Origin of the sequence: Pseudomonas sp. p50(2008), from assembly GCF_015351605.1 — a bacterium.
Taxonomy (GTDB): Bacteria; Pseudomonadota; Gammaproteobacteria; order Pseudomonadales; family Pseudomonadaceae; genus Aquipseudomonas.
This window is the reverse complement of the sequence record NZ_JACMYF010000001.1, coordinates 1104436-1126477: the sequence shown is the minus strand read 5'-3', so window position 1 is coordinate 1126477 and position 22042 is coordinate 1104436. Positions and strand designations below refer to the sequence as shown.

Genomic DNA, 22042 nt, shown 5'->3' with positions numbered 1-22042 from the left:
TGGGTACTCCTCTTCGCACCGGTTTGAACGAATCGTGGCGGTACCAAGCCTAGCCCGCGCTTTTTTAGGTTTTCAGCAAGGTATCAAAAATAAATTCGTCCTCCAGCTACTGTAAGTGTTTGAAAAATAAAGCATGTCAATACCATTGACATTTGAAAATAAATGTGAGTTGACTGATCTTTCGGTCGTTCCTATGATGATTGAAATTCCCGTGTTTCAGGCCATCCATGAGCACACCCTCTATTTACCTGACTTGTCTCGATTGAAACCTATGGCCCCGCAGGGAAAATACGAACCCACCCATTACGCGCTGCGCATTCAGCGATTAAGCCGATTGCGACGGTGCAGGTATTGAGTGTCCACATCTGATGCGAGCACGTGGAATAAGTAGGTAGAAGCGCCAACCTAACGCGAGGCCTTTTAGTTTTCGGCGGAAGCTTTGACCTCTGTAGGCGCGTCTCTGATTTCAACCTGATGGCGGCGGAGACAAGTCCGGATTCGTGAGAAGTAAGTCATGAAATCATGTTCAAGCTGTTCGTCGCTGATAGCCATACGTTGCTTGGGAATTTAATAATTAGGAGTGAAAATTTAATGTTTGAAACTTACCCGTCGCCGCAACAGAACATGCATTTGTTAAGCGTAGGGGATGATACCCTCGTCTGGAAAATCGTGATGCATTCAGACGCGACAAGGTGGTTCTATCTGACTCAAATCTTCTTTGAGCCGGAGAGCGGTGAACCACTTCACAGTCGGATGATAATGATATCGGATTTGCATGAATTTCTTGCTTTCGCAAATGCTCCATGGCGGAACTCTAGTATTGGCAGTGTTTACCTGATAAGCCCTATGGGAGGCGATACGCCGACCAATGATTGGGATTTTGACCTGTTGACAGGTGTTACTGAATTTTCACGAGATGAAGATGGCGAGGCGCGTTATGTCTTCGATACCCGGTGGGGTAAAGGATACTCGGTTGAACCGGACGGTATCTGGGATCAAAAACAAGATGGCAGAATCGTTTACACTTCGCTAAGGAAGATGTCTCCGAAGGATTACTCGCTGGAGGCTATAAAGTTAGCGTGCGAGAAATTCAAGGGTGACTTAAAAAGCGCGCTACTGTGGCTTCTTGCGCCTCAGCCTGCTCTTGGTGGTAAATCGCCCTGTGAGATTACGGAACAGCGAATCTTAAAGGAGCTTGGAGGGCAAAGGTTATAAATCTAGGGAGGAATACGCAGTGTTTGACTGTCCGCAGTTGGTAATGGCAAATACACAGGATCTAATAGCCCGAGTGAAAGTCCATCTTGGACTGGAATGCCTTAACTCCATGGCCGACCTGCGCTCGGTTCTATCAAGCCCCAGGCTCGCGGACTTTTTCGTCCGAAAGCTGAACTCGACTCAGCTTGCCGTTGTTGGGGATAGTTTCTTGTCAAAGCATACGTTACTCGGGGATTGGCGGTATAAGACATACGGCATGAGTTTACGGGAATGGGAAGAAGTCCAAAGAACGGTTGAAGTAGTCGAGAGTTTTCCGTTCGGCGATTTATCGATTAGTCGTCTCCAGATCTGGCCTTTCGACCCCCGAGAATTGTCGCTGGAGGCAATGAAGTTGGCGGTTGCAGTCTCATACCATGATATGGAGCTTATATATGAGCCAAGAATCTTCGGTGCGATCAACGAGTTACTTGCGGAATATAACATTGAAGCGGATCCAGAGGCGTAACGTAAAGTTGTAGATGCCGATGGTACAAGTTGATGCATAATTTATCTAGGTAAAAACATAATTATGAGTCCGAGTTTGGAAATTCTACTGCATAACAAATATCCTGAGCTTTTGGGCGAGCAGGAGGATGGTGAATACCGGCCAAGAGTCTGGGGATTTGAACATCACGATGGGTGGAATGTTATCGTCGACACGCTCTGTCAGAGCATTCAACACCGGATTAAACATGCGCCTGGGCTTGTCTTAAAGGTCACACAGGTTAAAGAAAAGTTCGGAGAGCTACGTTTTTACTATTCTGGCGGGGATGACTACATCGAAGGTGCGGTGCTTTTCGCTGAGCTTCTCTCTTCTCGTATCTGCGAGCAGTGCGGTCAGCTTGGCCAAAAGATGAAAATTAAAGGATGGGTGATCACGCGGTGTCCAATACATACACCGGAGTGACTGTAGCCACTGAGAATTGTGATTGGTAAGGTTCTATCTGAAGCGGTTTACCGCTTCAGAAAGCAGCGTTAGCGAAGCTTGCTTAGGCGAGGTTCCTGTGTGATACCAATGTGTAAAGGTTCTGTAGTGGGGGGCGATGGTTCTTCTTTCGTTATTTCTGTTAAAAGTATTTCAAGATCTGCTTTAAATTTATCCTGGTTAAATAGTGCCATTGCATTACTTAATATTTCGGGCGTTCGACTTTTGCTGACGTCGGGCACGGAAATTAAGGTGGTAGCGAGACCGGTATCCCCAGTAATATCGTGAACTTTGAAATTTGTATCACGAAAGCAAGTTTTCAGTAGTTTCAGCATCTGACGAGTAATGAAATTTACCAAGTCTGCCCACAAATATCTGTTGCTATGCCCGCTATTTGCTGCCGCAGGATAGAGGTTAAGTGTGATTTTTAGGCCTCCAAGATAGTTTGCCCCACGTTTTGCCAGATAAAGTCCAGGATATGCTTTGAAAATCTTTTTTGCTGAGGGGCTTAGCGATTCAACGTTTGCTAAAATTCCGAAGCTAACTTGTTTCGCTCTTCTAAACGCAGCTACTGTAGGCGGTTTCGGTAGCAGGCCCAGGCCGAGTGTAGGGTTGTCTCTCGAAGGAATATAGCCAAGAGCTTTTCTCAATGCCCCAAAGGTCATTTTTGTTCCCATTACCGTGCTACCACTAATCCATCTCCCATCATCAAAGTTAAGGCGGTAGCTCAGTCCGGCAATCCTTCCATCGGTTTTCAAACTTGCTTTGATCTCAACGCCACGCTTTGCCATCGCGTGTGCAAACTCACTGAGATTGCTTAGCTCTGTAGATAAAACGCTTTTTCCGATCGCTCGTATAATTGACGCTTGGTTCCTGTTGTTCTCGTTTTCGCCTGGAAACCTCACCGACGTGAGTCCGTATTTCTGCTCTACGATTCGGACTGCCTCCATACCACGTTCGAAATCATTTCTGTCACTTAATAAACCATAGTAACTGGGGTTGCCGTCACTGCCATATTTTTGTTGCACCCGACAGAGCGCGATGTGGGCATGACAGCAGTCGGTATCGCTGTGTCTGGCAGCAACCCAGGTCATTGAAGCATCGACGCCTATTTCGATTAGGAAATCCTTAACGATTTTTTTGAAAATGGTGTCATCTACTTCGTCCTGTGTTGGCAGGCTCAAAATGTGGTGCTCGACGAGTTTTTCTCCGGGGCCGTGATATAGCGATATTTTTGCGTCGAATTCGGCTTCAATCGCTCTTGTATCAACAGATCGTATGTTTTGACTATTGTTGGGGCCGAAAGGTGTTTTGCTAAGAATGTTGCCGCCGATAAATTCTATCTTTGGTCTCTTTTTAGTATCTTTTATGTGCGCTCCAAACATGTATCGGATTATCGGGGTGCTAGTTGGTGATGTGAAACATTTCTTATGTATCATATGCGTGCCTATTATTTTTATTGTAGGGCAGGGGTTAGTGGTTAACGCTGGTTTGTTAGTCTGCTTTCGAATTGCTGTGTGGTCCTTAGTAGCCTTTTAAGAGTGCTCTTTATCTCAATTGGCACCTCTAGATTTTGAAGGTGTATCTCAATATCCTCCACGTCGCTAATGATTGCTGCTGCGTACGATTTGTATGCTTCTGCTTCTATGTCGACGGATCGTTGTATTTCTATGTTTTGTTTTTTTTGTGCTGATGCCATTTCTTTCATGTAGCGTGAAAGGCTTTTATAACGCAGTGCACAGGCTTGGCGTTTTATGTCGTCGTAAGCGATTTTAGTGAAGTAACTAGTTATCGAGTATGTTTCTTTATCTAGTTCGTGCTTTTTTGGTCTGCCATCTTTTCTGATTTTTTGGTCTGGCATTAGGTTTTCCTTTTTTGTTTTTATAATGCGCAGAAACCGAAGGTTTTGAGCACTTGGAGTTTCATACCCTGGAAAAGCTTTTCTAGGGGGATGAAACATAGCTTGCTTATATTTGATCTTATTATTCTATCAGCTTTTTTATTATTATTTGTTGCGAGGTGTTTTTTTATCTTGATGATGATGGTTATTAATGTCTGATATTTTAGTTGTTTTGGTCTTCTTGTATGTACGCATTGGGTGGGCTTGTTGTAGTTGTTAAGGTTTTTTGTGATGCGTATTGTTTTTCTATGCACATATTGTTTGTTTTTGGTGTAGTATGTGTATATAACAATAAGAGTGGAGTTTTTATGAGCAAGTTGCCGCTGTTTGAGAAGGGGTCATTGTCATTTAGGGTTGGGAAGAAATCTGTGTCTATTATTCTTTCAAGATATAATAGTCCACACCAAGTCCTAAAGTGTATTGCCCTTAAAGATATTGGATTTCCTGATGAAGAGATTCTTTCGATGCTTGCTCGCTACCGCAATGGGCAAGCTAAGTGGAGAAAATTTCTGGACAACATTTTGCCCGTGACTCTTCGACGGCGTTCCGATGAGCAGAGGATGCTCAGTTATCCCGAGATCAAGAGCATATTAGGGGATGTAGTTTGGTCGCTGGAGCGGCATAAGATTGAAGATGGCAGTGGGGCGCGAGGCGGGAAGGATTTAAGTGTTGCGATCTGGCTGGCCTGGCAGTCCATCAGACCTATAATTAGTTCAAAGACCTATTGGCATGTTTCCGAAACGGCTGCTGTAAAGTCTTCTGACAAAAAATAATATGTCTGAATGGAGACTACCTTACACCACTCGGATTATGGTGTAGGTATTCGGTATGTAGACGCCATTGCTATAATTTGAAAAGCTCAGCAAATAGCCATCCCTTCTCGGCGCAAGAACTGCAAGCCTTGTTAAATCTTGTATTATAACCTGTGCCTTGGCATGGCTGGCACTCGAACCAAGTGTTTGGGCGAACCTCATTTCTTACAGTGGAGTTGCACACGACGCATGTACTTCCGGGAGCGATCTCTAAATAAAATTCATCACAGTTAAGGCATTTTGCCCATGGATGAGGCTTTTTAGCGATAGATACGTACTGCTCATCACAGGGGGGTTGTGGTGATTGGGTTATTGAGGTCAGAAAATCCTCAGCAATTTTTTGGTTCTCAGCGTGAGAAATTATTTTTCGTGCTATCTTTTGCAGCTGATATACATCTGAACGTATAGAGTCTTTTCGTGAATCTATATATTTTTTAATTAAGGAATTTTTTGTGAGATTGTCATCACCTTCCGTTTCTCTCTCGAGAAGCTCCGTTAGCTGTTCTCGCGTTATTCTCGGTTTTTTAAGAAAGTTTGGACGAATGCTTCTACCAGGTTCGCCGTGCAAGCCAAGCACTCGGGCCCCTTCGTGATCTACCGTGAGGTCGATTTTCCCGCTGCGCTCTATCAAAATTACTGTTAAATGATCTTTTGCTTTCATGAGTAGTTTGTCATTGAGATAGTATCTATCGGTTTGTTGAATACTAACAAAAATTGGGTTGGAGAGATCTATGATCATGCACTCAACCCAAATTGTCATTTTACTGTTATCAGTATATCGCTATTCGTCATCTCCTAGAGCTTTAAGCTGAGCTGAATCGGCTTTTTCAAAAGTTCGATACCGTTTCGAAGCTACAATGCAATTACCTTCAGAATAGAAAAGTCTTGAATATGTCATTCTTCCGCCAAACCCATCTGTAGCAGTTCGTCCGTATACATTTTTTTCCCCGCCTATAGCCCAGATTGCCACAAGCTTTTCTTTTGCTAGGTGAGATAAGAATGCGTCACGATCGATAAGGGCGGCGCTGCGGCCGTTCAGACTCACTGATGGGTCCATAAAACGTACAGTATCGTTTTCATCAATGTATTTGATGGTTTTGCCGTCACTTAGGCGCATGCTCAGCGCTTCCATTAGCCAAGCAGCAGGCAAGTTGAGGTTTACATTTGACTGAATGGACGCGTCGTAACCTGATGATTCTGCTAGATAACTAGCGATAGTGGGACGAACTGAAACCCCTTTTTTTTGCACTCCATGTGGGCGCCAACCCTCCAACCAGCCCTCGTCTGGCGAAGGATCGCTGTAAAGTTGGGACCAAGGGTGTTCGCCAAGGTATGAATACAGCCCCCCGCTCGATGCAGAAGGTATATCTCCGCTACCTTGAAAGTGAATTCCGTGCATCAGTGCGAGTAGATCGTCGAGATCTTTCTCACGGACGACGAGGCACGCAACTCGTCGCCAGGCTTCCCGTTCTACCCTCCCAGCTTTGGGGCGCCAGAGTTGAAAGCCATTGAGAACTAACCAATTGGTTTTGTCGGAGGGGTTTACTACCTCAACGTTCTCAAGTGCATCATAAATGTCCTGATCGCCGTTGATCCATTCCAAGGCTTGGTCCACTGATGCCTGCTTCAGATCAGGACCCTCGGGAGTCCAAAAACACGGGTCTTCCAAATGACTCCAACCATCGTCTGCCGTCTGGTCGACCAACAGTGATGGATCTATGTTACGAAGCCGCATGATTGCATCTTGATGATCTTCGCCTGGCAGCGGAAGTTGATTATCGGCCAGCTTTGCCGCGAGTTCATAAAGCGCTATCCACTGATATTTCTTTCCAATACGTTCGAGGGTGTGTTCATTCCTCTCTGAGTGGATTGAGCTATCGAAATCACCGTGCAATGACTCGGACCATCCAAGCTCATGCGCGCGCTTGCAGACCCAGCGTCGCGCCCAGGCTAGATTGAACTCGGCTGGTTTATCGCTTCCTCCGCCATAACTTTGATACATCCCCCCTTGTCGCCATTCCGATGCCTCAGCACTCCATTGTGCGTACAGATCTTCACCAACTGCGGTACGAAACGCATTTTTCGCTTTATCAATCTTGTCGCGATTTTCCCAATAGGGGCCGTCTTTTGTCGCCGACATTACCGTAGCTAGCCTTTCGTAAGCCGCGAGCATTTCCTCTGATGCTTGTGCGCGGAAGCCTTCTCGCCATTTCTTAGCTAGTTCATTTGCTGTGGGTATGACCTCAAATTTCCGATTACCCATGCTCCAGCAGCGCGCTACGTAATCAAGCTGATATCGCGCAAAGTCACCATCGTTGACCGTAGAGCTTACGATCTCATCCGAGTGTCTTGATCCTCCACTGTACGTTCGCTTATAGCTCTCAATCTCCGCTTCGGTGACATATTCGATCGGCCAATCATTGTTGGTAAGTTGCGGGGAGTGTGAGGGCGCAAATCCCTCAGGAAGGGCACCCAAGTGATCTGCATATGCAACCAGTATGCGTGCATGATCACGCGAGAGTGCATTGGCCGGAAGGTCTACGTCGCAGAGGACATCTGCGTGAATCTCACGAACCACGTCGACCAAGTGCTCTCTGCTCCAGCCTCCTTGCAATGCAGCACCAAGAATCGATGCAAGCAAGCGCTCTGTGACGTAGCCATCGTCCACTTGCTTGAAGTGTGACCACAACTCTTTCGCCAATTCCGAGCGAGAGGCTAGGAGTGTCACCAAGGCTTTGGTAGCAGTATCGCGCACGTTTCGATTTGATGTGGTGAGTAGCCAACAAAGCTGGATACCTGTGAGTGTTGCCCGTTCTCTGTGGATGAGATCTTGGTCAGCTCCTCGCACCCATTCTATTAATCGCTTCGTATTTTCGCTATTTCGAGCTATATGCGAAGACCACGTTGCATCCCGTTGCGGTAGGGGGGAGGAGTGCAATTCGTTATCGAGGAATCGGGCGTTATGCGTCACACTTGGATCGGTAGATCCGGCGATGATCGTCTCATAGCGTAGGCGAGCGCCCCCTACTGCCTCGACCAATGTCCACGTTCGGGCGCTGAAGCTTCGTGGATTCCGAGTGACCAGGCTTGTTTCAAATGCTTTGTCCGCGAACCACAAGCGTGCGATATCTGGCATGTCGAGAGCCTCAGTTCCGAATTTTTCGGGTAGCTGCACTGCAAGGGCTTCTAGCAAGCCCACCGCGATATCGGAAAAGTCATCATGAAGAACGCGTCTAAGGAGAGTGTCGTTCGAGAATGCCGAAGCTGGATCACTATTGGTCACACTTTTTTGGAGGAGACTGCTCGCGATTGCGTGATCACTCATTCGTTGGAATGTGAAACGATACTCGTCTTGTGCTTCTCCATCTTGAGAAGGCTCAACAGCTAGCAAGCCCTCATTTTCCAGCTGGAAGAGCAGGTCTAAATCGGCGTCACCGGCTTTGAATAAGCCATCAATGAGTTCATAAGCACGGTCGGCAGGTATCTCTTCCCTTGCTGTTAACGCCATTTCGTCCGCTAGCAAATCGATCGCCTGTTCAGCTAAACGCCTGCGTGGCTGGAACCCCATGTGTTTAGTGACCTGCTTTGCAACAGCACCTGTGTAGAGTTTGAAGACGGCTGTGACGCCCCCCAAGCTGCTCGTTAGTACCTCTTCGCCTTCCAAAAGCAAGGCATCACAGCAAGTCTTCAAAAACAGAGGTGTTCGCAGCTCCTCAATTGAGTGGGGTTCCTCGGCGAGGGTGATTCCGCGGCTCTTCAAATATTGACGTGCTTGGTGCTCTGAGAAACCTTCGTGCGTAATCCTTGGCAGCCTCTTGTGATCAAGGTCTGTTGGCACTACTAGTGATTCGTAGCTGGACCTGCAAGACAGCACCAGCGTTACCCACTCAAACTGACTCACGTCATGGATCAATCCAGTCAAGCGCTCTGGCCAAATTGCTCGCCCATTTCGTTCGTTGATTGCGTCGATCATCAACAGTGCTCGGGTACCTGCGGCTTCTCCGGCTGCGTTCAAGGCCCCTAAAAAGAGGTTGGGTTGGCGGGGCTCCGACATCGCTAAGTCTTTAAGGATTTCTTCCCAGGGTTCCCCGTCAGGTAGCTTACCGCCTAGTATCAGGACTGCTGGGCGGCCAGCGTTGATAGCTCCCTCACACACATCTGCGAGTAGGTGCGATTTGCCTTTACCTGCATCTCCGATCACCAGCAGCGCGCGGGTGTGTACGTGATCCCAGTGCTCCTTTGCCAGGTTGTGTGCAATGTTGTTGAGCACGGATAACAGGTTTGAGGACTCTTCCTCAGCAGATGTAGATTTTCCGGAAGGATTCGAGCTTCTGAGTTCGTGATGCCACCGGAAAGTAACTTCGAGTGCCGACTGAACCGAATCTCGAAGTTTCTCAACTTCGAATGTTTTTCCTCGTGCAGATGCCTCTTCGTTCAGCGTGTGGGCCGCCACGTCACATGCTGAAAACACGTCAGGTATAGCTGTAGACGTTTGAGTGAGCATCCGCTTGATGGCGTTGCTGTATGCAGCAAGCTCTTCATACAGGCGTGGATCCAGAGCGGTAGCTTCGAGTACCCGGCGGATTGGTAGGTCTACATGATTTTCCGGGCTGTAACGCGGCCCCAGCCCGGCTTTGCTGCGCGCGAATTTTTCAATGAACCAGTCATGTGTAAATAGGACCTGATGAAACCAGTAAAGCACTCGTCCCGCCGAAGCTGGATTGGAGGTGGTCAGTCGCTTTTTGATTTCGAAGGCATCCCATCGCTCGATCTCGATACTCCGGCCTGTTAATGCAGCGGTAGCTATGCGTTTTGTGCGCCAGCTCTCCCATCGGCTGAGAGCTGTAGTTACATTAGGCTTGCGAGAGTCGGCCAGGTCGATAGGAAAGCATGCGATGAAGCGAGACATGTTTGGATGCGTGATCAGGGCTTTGTTTAACGATTCATCAAGCGAGGTGATCGCTGAAGCCATGTCTCGATAGTATTTGACTTGCCAGCCGGTCTCAGTCCCGTCCAAGTGCTGCGCGAAGCATTCAATGCCTCCGTCAGCACCTGGTCCTTTCCGATTGAAGCTCACAACCTCTTCGGTGAGCTGATCATCACCAGCTAGCTGGCAGCACAATTCTTCAAATGCGCTACTTTGCGAATTCCGGTACGGACGTATAGTAAAAAAATCAATTTCGGGGAGCATCATTCAGTTCCATTGACGGCGTGACCGATAAGGCAGTCATATTAGGGGCAGTGGTGGCTATGCCGACAGACCTGGCCACTACATTTGCATAGACATTCTGACTGGGTGAGACCGGCTGAACCTGTACCTCGCTTTCGATTCGCTTTGTGACTGCTCGCGGTGGATTTGGCGGACAGGCTTGAAAAGGCGAACCGTAGCGGCTTTTACTGCACTCGTTGGAGCGAGTGGCACGGATCTGGGCACACGCTCCATTCCGCTATATTGGCCTGACAGACTGAGAGGCTAGTGGTCGATGTGGCCAGTGGTGCTCTGATTTAGGTGCGAGAAAAACTGTGAGGGAAAACACGAAATGATCGGTTCAAGGACTCTTCACTCGCTTGCCCAATTCCTAGAGCTTCAACCTGTGCAAAACACGGAGGTGCTGTTTGGTAAGCACGGAGTGCCCAACCCAGGCTTGTATCAAGCGCAGTTGCTCAGAGGGATTCTTGGCTTGCTTCAGTCATCACCACAAGACAAGGTTATGCGAATTGTCGCAGAAGTGATTGCTACAAGCGGAGACCTGCGCGTTAAGGTAAATCCGAAGTATCGCTTCGACGAGCGTGAGCTAGATTTCAAGCAGTGCCTGGTCCTCGACGGCTATGCAGTGGACAACAAAAGGCTTATCCAAACGGACCCATCGTTGTCCGACTCCCCGGTGGAGGATGACCTGATCGCGGCATTGAAAGTCTGTGGGGCTCCTAGGCACGAAGACATCATCACCAAGATCAACGACTCGGCAGCTGCATTCAGGGCCGCTCCACCCGACTACAATGCTGCTCTCACGAATGCGCGGGTAGCGCTCGAAACATTAGCTGTTGATGTCGCAGACGACATTGCATCCAGGGGGAACGCTCATGGAAGCTACAACCCTGCGAAGTGGGGAGAGGTGCTTGCATATTTGCGCATCAACGGCGAGATCAGCGTGGAGGGGGAGAGGGGGCTAGCTGGAGTGTTCGGCTTTCTTAGTCCAGGCGCTCATCGGCCCGTCGGTATTCCTGAGGACCAGATGACTCGCTTAGGTCGCTCATTTGCGCTCAACATGTGCTGGTTCCTTCTAAAAAACCACGGAGTGTGACCCTGTCAGTACGGTCACAGTGCTGGGCAGTTAAGAGGGGCAGGGCCGTCCATTTGGGAGCGGCGGCAGGTTGGGAATGGCTTCGGTTCCTAGATTCGCAATTCGAAGCCGTATCGTTCTAAGCCAAGCCGGGATTCTCGGAATATTGGTCACGGTGGTTCAACCGGCTATGCCCTTTGATACTGGCATACGGCCTTTACTGAGCGCATTATGCTGGTCCGGTAGAAAGCTTCTAAAAACGTGGATAGGGAGATCAACATGCGACTCAGGACAGTCAAGCTCACTAATTTTCGTGGTTACCAAGCCACAACTATCATTCCCATCGACAGTGCAATGACTGGCATCGTCGGCCGCAATGACTACGGCAAATCCACCATCCTCGAAGCCTTGGCCATCTTCTTTGAAACCGAGGGCGCCAAGGCTGACAAAAGTGACATGAACTGCTTCACCCTTGCCGGCGGTGCTGAGCAGTTCGAAATCGCATGTGAGTTCGATGGTCTGCCTGATGCGCTTGTGTTGGATGAAAATGCCGAGACTTCGCTAGCGCAGGAGTATTTGCTTAACGCAGACGGAGCGTTGGAGATAGTCAAAACCTTTAACAGCACCGCAGGGAAGCTGATCCGTACCGCAATCCGCTGTCAGCACCCTTCGGATGCCGAACTGGCAACACTGCTGAGCCTCAAGATCGCCGATGTCAAGAAGCTTGGAGAAAAGCGTGGTATTGCCGATCAGGTTGCGGACAAGCGTGTCGCGTCACAGTGGCGTCAGACGATTCGAATCAATGCACAGCCATTCGAATGCAAAGAGACCCTGCTGGATGTCAGCAAAGGGCTTTCTACGGACAGCAAGTCGGTTTGGGAACGGATCGAAGCACAATTGCCTACTTTTGCCCTCTTCAAGTCGGATCGAGAAAGTAGTGATGGTGATGCTGAGGCCAAAAACCCACTTCAGCAGGCCGTCAAGGAGGCGCAAGCAACTCTACAGCAGCAGATCAGCGCACTGGAACAGCAAATTGAGGCCAGTGTGTTGGATGTGGCCACACGAACGCTCGATAAGCTTAGAGAGATGGCTCCTGAACTCGCCAACGAGTTGACCCCGCGTTTCAAGGAAAAACCTAAGTGGACTTTTAGCTTTACCCTAGATGGTGAAAATGGCATTCCCATCAACAAACGCGGAAGCGGCGTACGTCGACTGATCCTACTCAACTTCTTCCGCGCCGAGGCGGAAAAAGCTGCTGGAGGTGCCCAGCGTAACGTTATTTATGCGATCGAAGAGCCAGAGACCTCTCAACATCCCAATTACCAAATGATGCTGATGAAAGCGTTGCTGGATCTTTCAAATCAGCCAAATCGACAGATTGTCGTGACCACGCATACACCGGCTTTGGCTGGCTTGATGCCTATTGATGGCATCCGCTACGTCTCCAGAGATGAGCAGGGAACGCCCATTGTCAAAATGCCGAGCAACGAAGTGCTCAGGCAAGCTGCCGAAAGCCTCGGTGTTCTGCCCGAATCCGGCATGGAGAGGGCCAAGGGTGTCGTCCTAGTTGAGGGTAAGTCGGACGTCATCTTCCTTCGCCATGCCTCGAATACCTTGAAAGCCGCCGGGTACATTGAGTCGAGCCTTGCGGACGTCGGGGTCGTGCCGATACTAATAGGAGGCTGCGGCAGCGTTAAACATTGGGTCACTCTCAACCTCGCGGACGACTTGGGCGTACCCTGGTGCGTATTCCTCGACTCGGACATAGGTGGCAGCCCAGAGCAGATCGTGTCTCTAGCTAAGCGTAAGCAAGAGGTCGAAGGCAGGAATCGCCTTTTTTACTCGACGCGTAAACGTGAAATTGAGAACTACCTTTGCCCGGACATGATTGAGGCGAAAACCGGGGTGAAGGTGAGTTTCACTGAAACCTGTGACGCCAAGAAGATCATAGGACGAGCAGTGGGGGTCAAGCCGGACGATGTGATTGACAAATTCTGGCCGCTGATGACAGCTGAGCAGATTCTTCAGTGCTCGATGTACCAAGAAGATGGCGAGGAAAAATCCGAGCTTGGGCTACTGTTAAAGAGCTTGGCAGCTTTGGTGGCGTGAGATCGTCCGGTGAAGCTCCTATCAAGGAGTGCGAAGACCTTCCCGCACTTCTGCTTGCGCAGATCCAGCATTTCTTTGAGAACTACAAGGCGTTGGAACCGGGTAAGTGGGTGAAGATGGGGCGCTGGGGTAGCGCAGATGAGGCTAGGGAAGAAATCCGCAGGTCAGTAGCAGCCTACGTTCCAAAAAGCCTGGTTTCTCACTAGAAAATCTGGACTGTTACACGGGGTTGTCCGGAGTCGGTGCAGCGACTCGGGGAAACTCGAATTCAAGCGAGTCTCACGGGGTTGTCCGGAGTCGGTGCAGCGACTCGGGGAAACTCGATTTCAAGCGAGTCTCACGGGGTTGTCCGGAGTCGGTGCAGCGACTCGGGGAAACTCGATTCAAGCGAGTCTCGCGTGGTTGTCCGGAGTCGGTGCAGCGACTCGGGGAAACTCGATTTCAAGCGAGTCTCACGGGGTTGTCCGGAGTCGGTGCAGCGACTCGGGGAAACTCGATTTCAAGCGAGTCTCACGGGGTTGTCCGGAGTCGGTGCAGCGACTCGGGGAAACTCGATTTCAAATCAGTCTCACACGTTTTGTCGGAGCCGGCGCACCGACTCGGAGAATCTCGATGTCAAACCGGCCTCGCGCAGTTGTCCGCACTTGGTGCAACGACTCAGTAGTTCAATCAAAGAGTGAGCATAGGAAACGGCTTGGATAAGCAATATGCAAATTTTGCACATTGCTTCCTCGGCCAGTCTTCTTTCGGTGACCTCTAAACTCGCGGAGTTCGGGCAGCAGTGAGAGTGCACCTGATCTGGCACGTGGGGCTAAATCAGGGTTTCGCACTGGCGGCAGGCCAACTTTCCTGACTATCTATACCAGTCCCGTTGGCGTTTAGTACTAACCATCGCTCTACCAATCCAGCCTGTCAGCACTGTCGTCATGGTGCTTGGCTTCTATCTCGTAATCAGCTGCAATGACGCTCAAAATGGCTGAAGTCCTGTGCCAGTCGAATGCTGTTGCTGTGGCATATGCCTTAAACTTAGCTGCCAGCTCTCGTTCTTGGTTGCCCCCTTCACGGAATAGGCGGGTTGTGACGCCGCGCAGATTTCGTAGCCCGATTGCAAACCCAATCTCCAGATGCTCGCTACGTACGGTCTCGATTAGCTCTCGAATCTCCAAGGCTGGCCATAGTCCGTCATCGCCAACTGGCGAGTGCGCTAGTACTTCACCAATCTTTTGGTCGGCGATCAATGCACGACCTCTAGCTTTGGCAAGCTTTCGCGCTTCCTTGACCCACTGGTCCAGCGCTCTTTGAGCGATCTTCCCATCAGATCCTGTGCCAGGGATCACGTCCCATATCCGAAGAATATTAAACGCCTGCGTAGCGGCATGGCGCGTCCTCGCTGGCTCTTCGATAGGATCTTCGTCAATACCGCTCTCCGGAGAGGGCTTGAATATTGCGCAGATGATCTGGACAAAAAGCTCTGGGCTTCGAGCCATTGCTTTGGGAATTATTTTGGGCGGCCTTTTCGAATGTTCTAGGATGGGGAGGTAGGCCACTTCGATACCTAGCATTTCGCTTTCGTCGACATCCGATGCCGCATCCAAATAACTCAGCATTTGCTCAAGGTAATACTGAAACATCACCCCAGCGTTACGATCGTCGTTTGCTGGGTATGGCTGAGTAGCCGCTGCGCGTAGCATTTGAATCAGATCCCCAGTGGGAAGTTGAGCAAATCGTTTTCTGCCACTCACGAATTGGATAGCGTCGTGAGCACGTCCCGCGCTGAGTAGCTTGGCAACAACTAATCCTACTTCGTCCTCTGTTGAGTCAATGCCAAGAGCATGAACAGTCCGCCAATATTCACTATCAACGTCTCCACCGGCTTGCGCAGCGAGCGACCAAGTCCAGCTGCAAGGGCGAAGTGAGTGCAAAATTTGAACGACGGTTTTGTAGCCCCAGTTGTTTTCAACAGCAATCTTAACCAAGGACTCAAGCCACTGGTCTTGGGGTTGCGCTTTAGCACCAATGGCGCCTTGCGCCATCTGTTGATGTTTGAGGTCGTCGCTACGTAAGCCTCTTTCAATCAATGATGTAAGCTGCTCTTGTGCTTGATCCCCCTGGGCAACCGCCCAGCCAAGTGCCATAGCGTTGACAGCGTAGTGTGCCAGCTTGAATACCGCGTCGACGCCATGATCCCTTAATAGCATCGCAGATTCTGTAGTCCGCAGTTCAGCGAGAAGCTGCTCGTTTTTTTCCCAGTCAGACATCGGGCGGACAAGTGACACCCCATTGCTGAACAGCCACCCCAACTTCTGGATAGGATCGTGAGGAGCTAACAGGTTGTACACCTCCTCCAACTCTACTATTTTGTCTTCTTCTAACGACCATTCGGCGTCGGGAAACTCCCTGTGGTTATTCATTACCGTCCTCAAACGGTTCCACAAGCATGCCCTATCGGCTTCGTCAGTAAGGTTCCGTTCACAGTGGCGTAACTGATCAAGCAAACCTTGGAGATCCTCTTCGGGGATGTCTGAGAGGCGTCCAAGCAGTTGCTCCCATCGCCCAACGTCTGTGCCTACATCTTCAAGCAGCCTGTGGGTGATTTCTCGGGCGCCCTGTCGGATGAGGGGATAGGAGATCGTCTCTCTTTCCGTAGCGTCAAAGTCGCGCCATCTTGTTCTGCCAGATGGGCTGACAGAATCATGTCCGCTTGGAAGAATGGAGTTCATGAGCTTCCAAGCTTGTTCGGAGTGACTGTTTCTTAAACGGTCCAACACCTTGAGTCGCTGGGATAGAGGGGTGTTCGTTTGTGGCTCCCACAGAAGAAAAATGTCGCGAAGGCTGCTTCCTGGACGATTACTGTAGCGGCCTCCTGGATCAGCTGCGTCGAGCCTTGCCAATATGTGCGCCACTGGGGCTATGTAGTCCTGCGACCAAGCCAACGCTTCAAGCGCCCACAGAAGATCTGATAGATGTTCGGCATCAAAAATGCCATGCCCATCACTGCCAAACAGCGCATAGATTGCTGGTTCGTCGTCATCCAAGCTGCGCTCTAATTCTCGGAGGAATTGGCGCGGCGCGGCCTCCGCAAGAAGTTGAAACTCCGTACTCAGTGACCACCAGCGCTGACCGTCGGCACCATTCAGTACCTTTTCAACAATTCGGGCAGCTCGGTGTTCAGCCTGTGGATCTGCGTGGGCACGACTTCCGAACAGCGCCAACATGATCAACGTTTCACCTACGCCTCGGCGAAGAACCTCAGAATACTCAGGCTTGACGTCTTTTACCGCTGCCAGCCATCGTTCCTCGGGCTTCATGGCGTAGCGTGGATCAGCTGAGGAGAGCACTTCGATTGCGACGGCTTCAAAGTTCGAGAGATCGTTGCTGGAAACATGGCTGGCGAGTAGCAGCCAAGCATCTTGAGGAGATGCTATTTTCCAGGCCGAACCTACTTTTCTAAGCGGGCTATCGAGATCACCTGCGTATCGGGGCAAGTCTCTAATCAGATCATCATAAGGATCGCCGCCCAGTCGAGAAAGCACACTTTGGTCAGTATCTGATTTCTCGTCCCAACCACCGGCTAGCATTCCAGCTATTAGCCCTCGTGGTGGAGGAGTTCTCGCCCACATAGGAACACTTCCTGTCTCGCCAGCCATCAGTCGGCGAAGAATAGCCAAGCTTCTTGAGGACTCTCTAGCGAATCGCTCGGCGTCCTTTAATGGAACTCCGATATTCGACAATGCCTCTCGAATGCCTTCTCGCGAAGGCCTTTGGAGCCTTCTGGCATTCGAAACTGGGGAACCGGAGCCATAGGCTGACAAAACATGGTGGCCCTTCCTGGTGATAACTTGGGCTAAGCCTGGCTGAGGATCAATCAGGACGATGATCATCGGGCTTGCGCTGTCTGCAAGTTTGCGTGCCTGCTCGGCGTCCGTTGCTACCAAGCAGCGAGCAAGATAATGCTCAGATACGCTTTCTGGTAGTTGAGTAATGGCCGCGTACAGCAACGCGCAGACCTCCTCAGCCGTTTCTCCTTGGAAATCTCTTTGGGAGGCTGAAGACCTGAGCCAGGTTAAAATTTCTACAGCGGATTCATCACGATCACTCAGAATCAGATCAGTGCTAAGCGGCCACTGTGTCGCAAGTGACCACTCTTGCCATACTTCTTCCAATTGCAAAGTTCCAGCAGGACGTTTCCCTAGGTGGCCGGCGAGCCAGTGACCCACCGCAGGGTATGTTTCGATCCAATGGACAAGGTCGCTACCGTCGTAGGCGCGGACGTCCGCCCATACGTTTTCGTTACGTTTTGCGTCAGCCCATTGCTCCTTTTTGGACCATGGCCGCGGCGTTACAAAAATAAACGTGGAGACATTTCTGACTAAGTGTTCTGGATCATCTGTTCGCTTGAGATAGTCATCGTTGGCTTTGCCCAGGATATTGTCTCGTTGGGTGCCAATTTCCCAGCCAGCCGTTCCCTTTGGCACATAAAGTGTTTTTTCAATTGCGATGGACAGCCCATCCCATCCTGGGTGCTGCACTGCTTCATCGGATGGAAAATGCACGCTGGAGCATCCAGAAGCTTTTATCAGTTTGGATAAAAGCTCAGGCAGTCCACTTTGGCCGCCTCGGCGCTCGGCCCATTGAGCTATGTCATTTTGAGTTGTCCAGCGGATTGGGTTGCCCGATTTTGTCGTAGGGCCAAGCTGGGGCAGAAAGATGCCCGCTACTGCGCCCCCTGCGGGGAATGTGATGCCTGCATTTTCCAATGCTGCCCTAATTGCTTGAGCGTTATTGGGGACGGGTTTGCGTTGTCCTCGCTCGAAATCTGCCAAAGTTGACGCCGCGATGCCCGCTTTTTTTGCTAGGTCTTGTTGGGACCATGCCAGAAGTGCACGGCCAGCTCGTACCTGCTTAGCGGAAAGCATTGAGGGATCAGTCATGACAAAATCTCCGATGGGGTCATATTATTTCTATGACCTCACTGAAAATTTGTCAAGCTCTTGTGGCTTGATATTTGTTAAACGCGTGGAGGGGAGCGGTGATTACCGCTGGCAGGCCATTTACGATCGTGGAGGCAGGCTTGGATGGTTCACTCTACGAGAGGGTGTATGTACCAGTGGAGGAGGTCGGTTTCAAAACTAGCTCTTTAGGCGTCCCTGATTACAAATTACCTAAACTCCCACCCGCTTTGCGGAATGTAACCAGCGGTTGGACGCTCAAATCCAAGGATCCTTGTAGAGTTAGGCGCGATAGTATCCCCGATAGTCAGCGCAATTGTATTTTCCAGTTTTTGCTGTACAGCTGTGAGTAACGCTCATCCAGCTCTTCACACCCCCGTCGCTGTGAATGCAACGGGGGCTGGACAGCAATATGTATATTTTGCACGTTGCACCTATTTGTCGGAGGAGGACTAATTATCAAGTTTTCTTAATATTCTCACTATCCGTCAAAGGTGATTTTTAGCCAGGCTTTTAGGACAGACTTTGCCGAAGAGGCTGAGTCGCGTCAGAGGTCGCGAGTGCCTGCTTATTCCGTCATTAGAAATGAATGGTACCTTAGTTTAAATAAGCCGCACTCATCGCAAAGTGATTTGTATCGCGCATGGTCAGGTTTGCCGCAGCTAAGTTTTCGTATTGAAAGGATAAGAGTATTTAGTAGCTGAGCTTTTGATTCTTAATCCAGTCATTGATCTCTGACTCCAGCCACCTGCTGCGACTTCCAATCTTACGGTGTCGCGGGAATCTTCCTTCTCTCATTTCCTTGTAAACAAAAGTATGGGAAAAGCCTATTTTCTTACATAGGTTTTTTCTATCTAATAGTACTTCTGACATTTTCAAGCTACCTTATTGTTGTTGGTAGCATTAGTTTATGCTTGGCCGGAGCTATCTGTAAATGGTCGAAAGGATACAGCTTGTTAGAATAACTTGACGTTCAATAAATCTCAGATATTGAATTATGTTGTGCTCAAAGTTCGAGGCCTTTTACCGCTCGTCGAGTTTATGAGTTGCGCTCTCAATGAGATCCGACCAGCGTTGCCACAACACATGTTGTTCGGCAGATTCGTCGGAGATCACGTAAATAAGATCGAGGGTTTTATCGTACTCGATCTCATCCTCATCATCTGATCCATGTGCGATCATTGAATGAATCATGCCCTTGGCGGCTTTGAAATGTGATCTCACGCCACTTGAAAAAGATCTCCTGAGATCGTGCGGTGTAAATGCCGGTATGGATAATATGTAATCCATGGGACGAGCAGTTTTTCGTTTTCCAAAGATTGAAAGTATTCCGTTATTTAGAGTATTTTTCGTTATCACTCTCGCTTCATAATCAGCACTAGTTCGCGGCGACTGAAATACCCGATCTGAAGTTTTTGGCAGTCCAGCAATCAGCGACATTGCAAAATCACTCAAATACACGGAATGCTTGACCCCTCCTTTCATGCGCTCTGGGGGGATATGGTAAATTGTAGCGCCATTGGGAAGTCGCTCTAGTTCGCTAAATCGCATCCCCACGACCTCCTGCCGACGCATGCCGGTGAGTAGCGCTATCTGCAATGCGACGGTAGTTACCGAGAATAGATAACCTGCTGCTCGGTGTTTATTCAGCATCACCCAAGTTTTACTTAGCTCTTCAAGATCTAGGCATCTGCGTAACTTACCCGTATGCTTCTGCTTTATATCAAGCATCGAATCAGTGATCCCGAGCATCGGGTTCTTGGTGATCTCTACGTATCCCAAAAAAACCGCATGACTAAGAATTTGATTCAGGATCGTTCGGCAGATACTTGCTGTCCGCTTCCCGTCGCCTTTATTTCCTATACCGTTCCCTGAATCTTTCTTGATTTTTTGTAGTAGCCGGATGCATGCCTTGCCGTCGATATTTTTAAGCTTAAGCTGTCCAAAACTGGGTTCCAGCCAACGTGCGTATCGATTGCGGTAGTCGTTCAGTGTGGAATCACGGAGCTTTTTTTCAGCACTAATATATGCAAAGTACTCTTTCGCAATTTCGACGAAAGTCGGTTCTGACCATTCTGCCAGCGCAGCCTCATGCTGCTCCTGTCTCGGATCTATTCCTAGGCTGATTTTTTCCTTGAGTGCAAAGTGTTTTTTGAAGGCCTCCGTGAGGGTTAGCTCGGGATGCGGAGGTTCGTGAGCGAAGTCGATGGCAGAGGTGCCGTTGAAAAGCCGCAGGCGGCTCACAAATTTTTTCGTACCCCCTTTGTTAATCACAGCGCTAAGGCCGTCGCCGCACGCAATCCTGATTTTCTTTTGAGGATCAGGCTTGGTGTTTCGGATCTGTCTCTCCAACTCTGCTCTGCTTGCCATATTTTTGTATTCGTCTAGGTGTGGGATCGCTTTGGTATAATCCCACCATGATCCCACAAAAATGGTTTACAGGCAATTCCGGACCATGACACCTGCTTAATGTCAATGCTATAAACGCTTGATTTTATGGGATTTGTAGAGGCTATTTCAGTCGTAGCGGGGTTGGGTGAACGGATTCGAAATCCGTTGTACCTTCACCGGTACCTAGGGTTCGAATCCCTATCTCTCCGCCATTACATAGAAAAAGCCCCGTAGCTGAAAAGTTACGGGGCTTTTTCGTTTTCCGAGGCTGCAGTTCTAATGCGCGCCTACAAATCAAGGATGATGCTAACGCACAGTGCCTGACGCAAAAAATCAGGCAAGCCCCATACTTGAACACTCAAAAAGCTCGCGCAATTAACGGAGTAGTTGTCACGATGATTTTGGTTGTTGAGGGTATCAGCGCCAGCGGGAAAACCACTTGGTGCGCCAAGCATGGAGGGCAGCAGGTTGTTCCTGAAAACGGCCGTTTTGAAGATGTGCCGGATCGAAAAAGGGATCCCGTAGGAACTGCCACTTTTTGGGCAGCGCGAAACGTGGAGCGCTGGCAAAAAGCGCTGGTCATGGAGGACATTTCTTCGTGGGCTTTGTGCGACAGCGACCCCCTCAAGCTCCACTACATCTGGTGTCTTTGGCAGATCGGCGAGGCGAGCGAACGCGACTGGCAATGCGAGTTGAACGCCACGAGAGAAACGATCGTGCAAGGACGTATTGGCTTTGCTGACTGTTACATTGTTGGCAGCATCGATCCTCAGCTCGCGCGCGAACGGGCCAAAGCCGACACCACACGCCGCCGGAGTGGATTCGAGTTACACGTGCGCCTCCAACAAGCGCTGTTGACCTGGTACTCAGCGATGGATGCAGTACTTCCCGGCAGAGTGCGATTCGGTTTTCCTGCAGAAATACCAGCTTTGAAGAACCTTGATGGACGGTACGCGGTGGAGGCTTTTGATCAAATGATCGCATTGCTTCAACGACCTGCTTACGCCTAACAGCCGTACGAAAGAGTCAGCGTGTTCCAAGGAAAACATACGTCGCCACGCTTCTCGATTTACCTTCCTTCGTAGCCTTTGTTTCCAACAGCGGTGAACCGTCACCTCACGAAATATCCCCTGACACTGAAACCCGCTACCCGGAAAAATCTTCATCTACTCTGGTTTCGCAGATCACACATCTGTCTTCACCAGCAATCGCAAGGAGCGAGCAATGTATTTTGAGATTTACAGGCAAACCCGGGGCACCGAAAAAACTGGCATGGGTCAGTGGCGGTGGCGTTTGAGGGCGGGTAACCATGAAACGATTGCCAGCGGGGAGTCCTATATCAATAAGGCTGACTGCGTGCATGCCATCAACTTGATCATCGGGACTCACGGTCAGACCCCGGTGAAGGAAATCTAGAA

15 protein-coding genes and 1 pseudogene are annotated in these 22042 nt (G+C 49.7%); 9 read left to right on the top strand and 7 right to left on the bottom strand.

From position 1 onward, the window contains the following. Positions 1–522: 522 nt before the first annotated feature. The 3 genes from H7698_RS05020 (at position 523) to H7698_RS05010 (ending at position 2161) form a co-directional block, all read left to right on the top strand. The gene (locus tag H7698_RS05020; RefSeq protein WP_178128614.1) at positions 523–1215 is read left to right on the top strand and encodes a hypothetical protein; all 693 of its coding nucleotides are present in this window, start codon (positions 523–525) and stop codon (positions 1213–1215) included. A 109-nt stretch (positions 1216–1324) separates the two neighbouring features. Then, positions 1325–1720, top strand: coding sequence for a hypothetical protein (locus H7698_RS05015; protein ID WP_235992689.1), 396 nt, complete (start codon positions 1325–1327; stop codon positions 1718–1720). Positions 1721–1795: 75 nt separating this feature from the next. Next, complete coding sequence (locus H7698_RS05010; protein WP_153336959.1) at positions 1796–2161, top strand: hypothetical protein; 366 nt, start codon at positions 1796–1798, stop codon at positions 2159–2161. A 68-nt stretch (positions 2162–2229) separates the two neighbouring features. Here the strand turns inward: H7698_RS05010 and H7698_RS05005 are convergent, their stop codons facing one another. After that, on the bottom strand, positions 2230–3564 hold the full coding sequence (locus H7698_RS05005) for a relaxase/mobilization nuclease domain-containing protein (RefSeq protein WP_178128647.1): 1335 nt from the start codon (positions 3562–3564) through the stop codon (positions 2230–2232). Positions 3565–3659: 95 nt separating this feature from the next. Then, the gene (locus tag H7698_RS05000; RefSeq protein ID WP_153336961.1) at positions 3660–4040 is read right to left on the bottom strand and encodes a hypothetical protein; all 381 of its coding nucleotides are present in this window, start codon (positions 4038–4040) and stop codon (positions 3660–3662) included. A 347-nt stretch (positions 4041–4387) separates the two neighbouring features. Here H7698_RS05000 and H7698_RS04995 point away from each other — a divergent pair, with 347 nt between their 5' ends. Continuing rightward, the gene (locus H7698_RS04995) at positions 4388–4852 is read left to right on the top strand and encodes a hypothetical protein (protein ID WP_153336962.1); all 465 of its coding nucleotides are present in this window, start codon (positions 4388–4390) and stop codon (positions 4850–4852) included. 70 nt (positions 4853–4922) lie between these two features. Here H7698_RS04995 and H7698_RS04990 read toward each other — a convergent pair whose 3' ends face one another. Next, positions 4923–5630 carry a hypothetical protein gene (locus H7698_RS04990; RefSeq protein WP_194690757.1) on the bottom strand — a complete coding sequence of 236 codons (708 nt, stop codon included), beginning with the start codon at positions 5628–5630 and terminating at the stop codon, positions 4923–4925. Between the two features lie 42 nt (positions 5631–5672). Beyond that, complete coding sequence (locus tag H7698_RS04985) at positions 5673–10085, bottom strand: AAA family ATPase (RefSeq protein WP_194690756.1); 4413 nt, start codon at positions 10083–10085, stop codon at positions 5673–5675. Between the two features lie 346 nt (positions 10086–10431). Here H7698_RS04985 and H7698_RS04980 point away from each other — a divergent pair, with 346 nt between their 5' ends. The 3 genes and pseudogenes from H7698_RS04980 to H7698_RS04970 all read left to right on the top strand — a co-directional run. After that, a complete protein-coding gene (locus H7698_RS04980; protein ID WP_194690755.1) occupies positions 10432–11196 on the top strand; it encodes a hypothetical protein in 765 nt (254 codons plus the stop codon). Between the two features lie 258 nt (positions 11197–11454). Further along, the gene (locus H7698_RS04975; protein ID WP_194690754.1) at positions 11455–13284 is read left to right on the top strand and encodes an AAA family ATPase; all 1830 of its coding nucleotides are present in this window, start codon (positions 11455–11457) and stop codon (positions 13282–13284) included. Positions 13285–13304: 20 nt separating this feature from the next. Further along, a pseudogene (locus tag H7698_RS04970) lies at positions 13305–13490 on the top strand (inorganic diphosphatase); the annotation flags it as partial. Between the two features lie 690 nt (positions 13491–14180). Here H7698_RS04970 and H7698_RS04965 read toward each other — a convergent pair. From H7698_RS04965 to H7698_RS04955, 3 genes are all read right to left on the bottom strand, one after another. Next, a complete protein-coding gene (locus H7698_RS04965; protein WP_153336847.1) occupies positions 14181–18215 on the bottom strand; it encodes a helix-turn-helix domain-containing protein in 4035 nt (1344 codons plus the stop codon). Between the two features lie 711 nt (positions 18216–18926). Further along, on the bottom strand, positions 18927–19106 hold the full coding sequence (locus H7698_RS31610) for a helix-turn-helix transcriptional regulator (protein WP_122557635.1): 180 nt from the start codon (positions 19104–19106) through the stop codon (positions 18927–18929). 150 nt (positions 19107–19256) lie between these two features. Beyond that, positions 19257–20603: a tyrosine-type recombinase/integrase gene (locus H7698_RS04955; RefSeq protein ID WP_153336848.1), complete on the bottom strand. Its 1347-nt coding sequence runs from the start codon at positions 20601–20603 to the stop codon at positions 19257–19259. A 416-nt stretch (positions 20604–21019) separates the two neighbouring features. On the opposite strand from H7698_RS04955, the gene H7698_RS04950 reads away from it, so the two are divergent. Together H7698_RS04950 and H7698_RS04945 are read left to right on the top strand one after the other, a co-directional pair. Beyond that, a complete protein-coding gene (locus H7698_RS04950; RefSeq protein WP_194690785.1) occupies positions 21020–21634 on the top strand; it encodes a hypothetical protein in 615 nt (204 codons plus the stop codon). A gap of 214 nt (positions 21635–21848) precedes the next feature. Next, complete coding sequence (locus H7698_RS04945) at positions 21849–22040, top strand: YegP family protein (RefSeq protein ID WP_162439472.1); 192 nt, start codon at positions 21849–21851, stop codon at positions 22038–22040. Positions 22041–22042 lie beyond the last annotated feature (2 nt).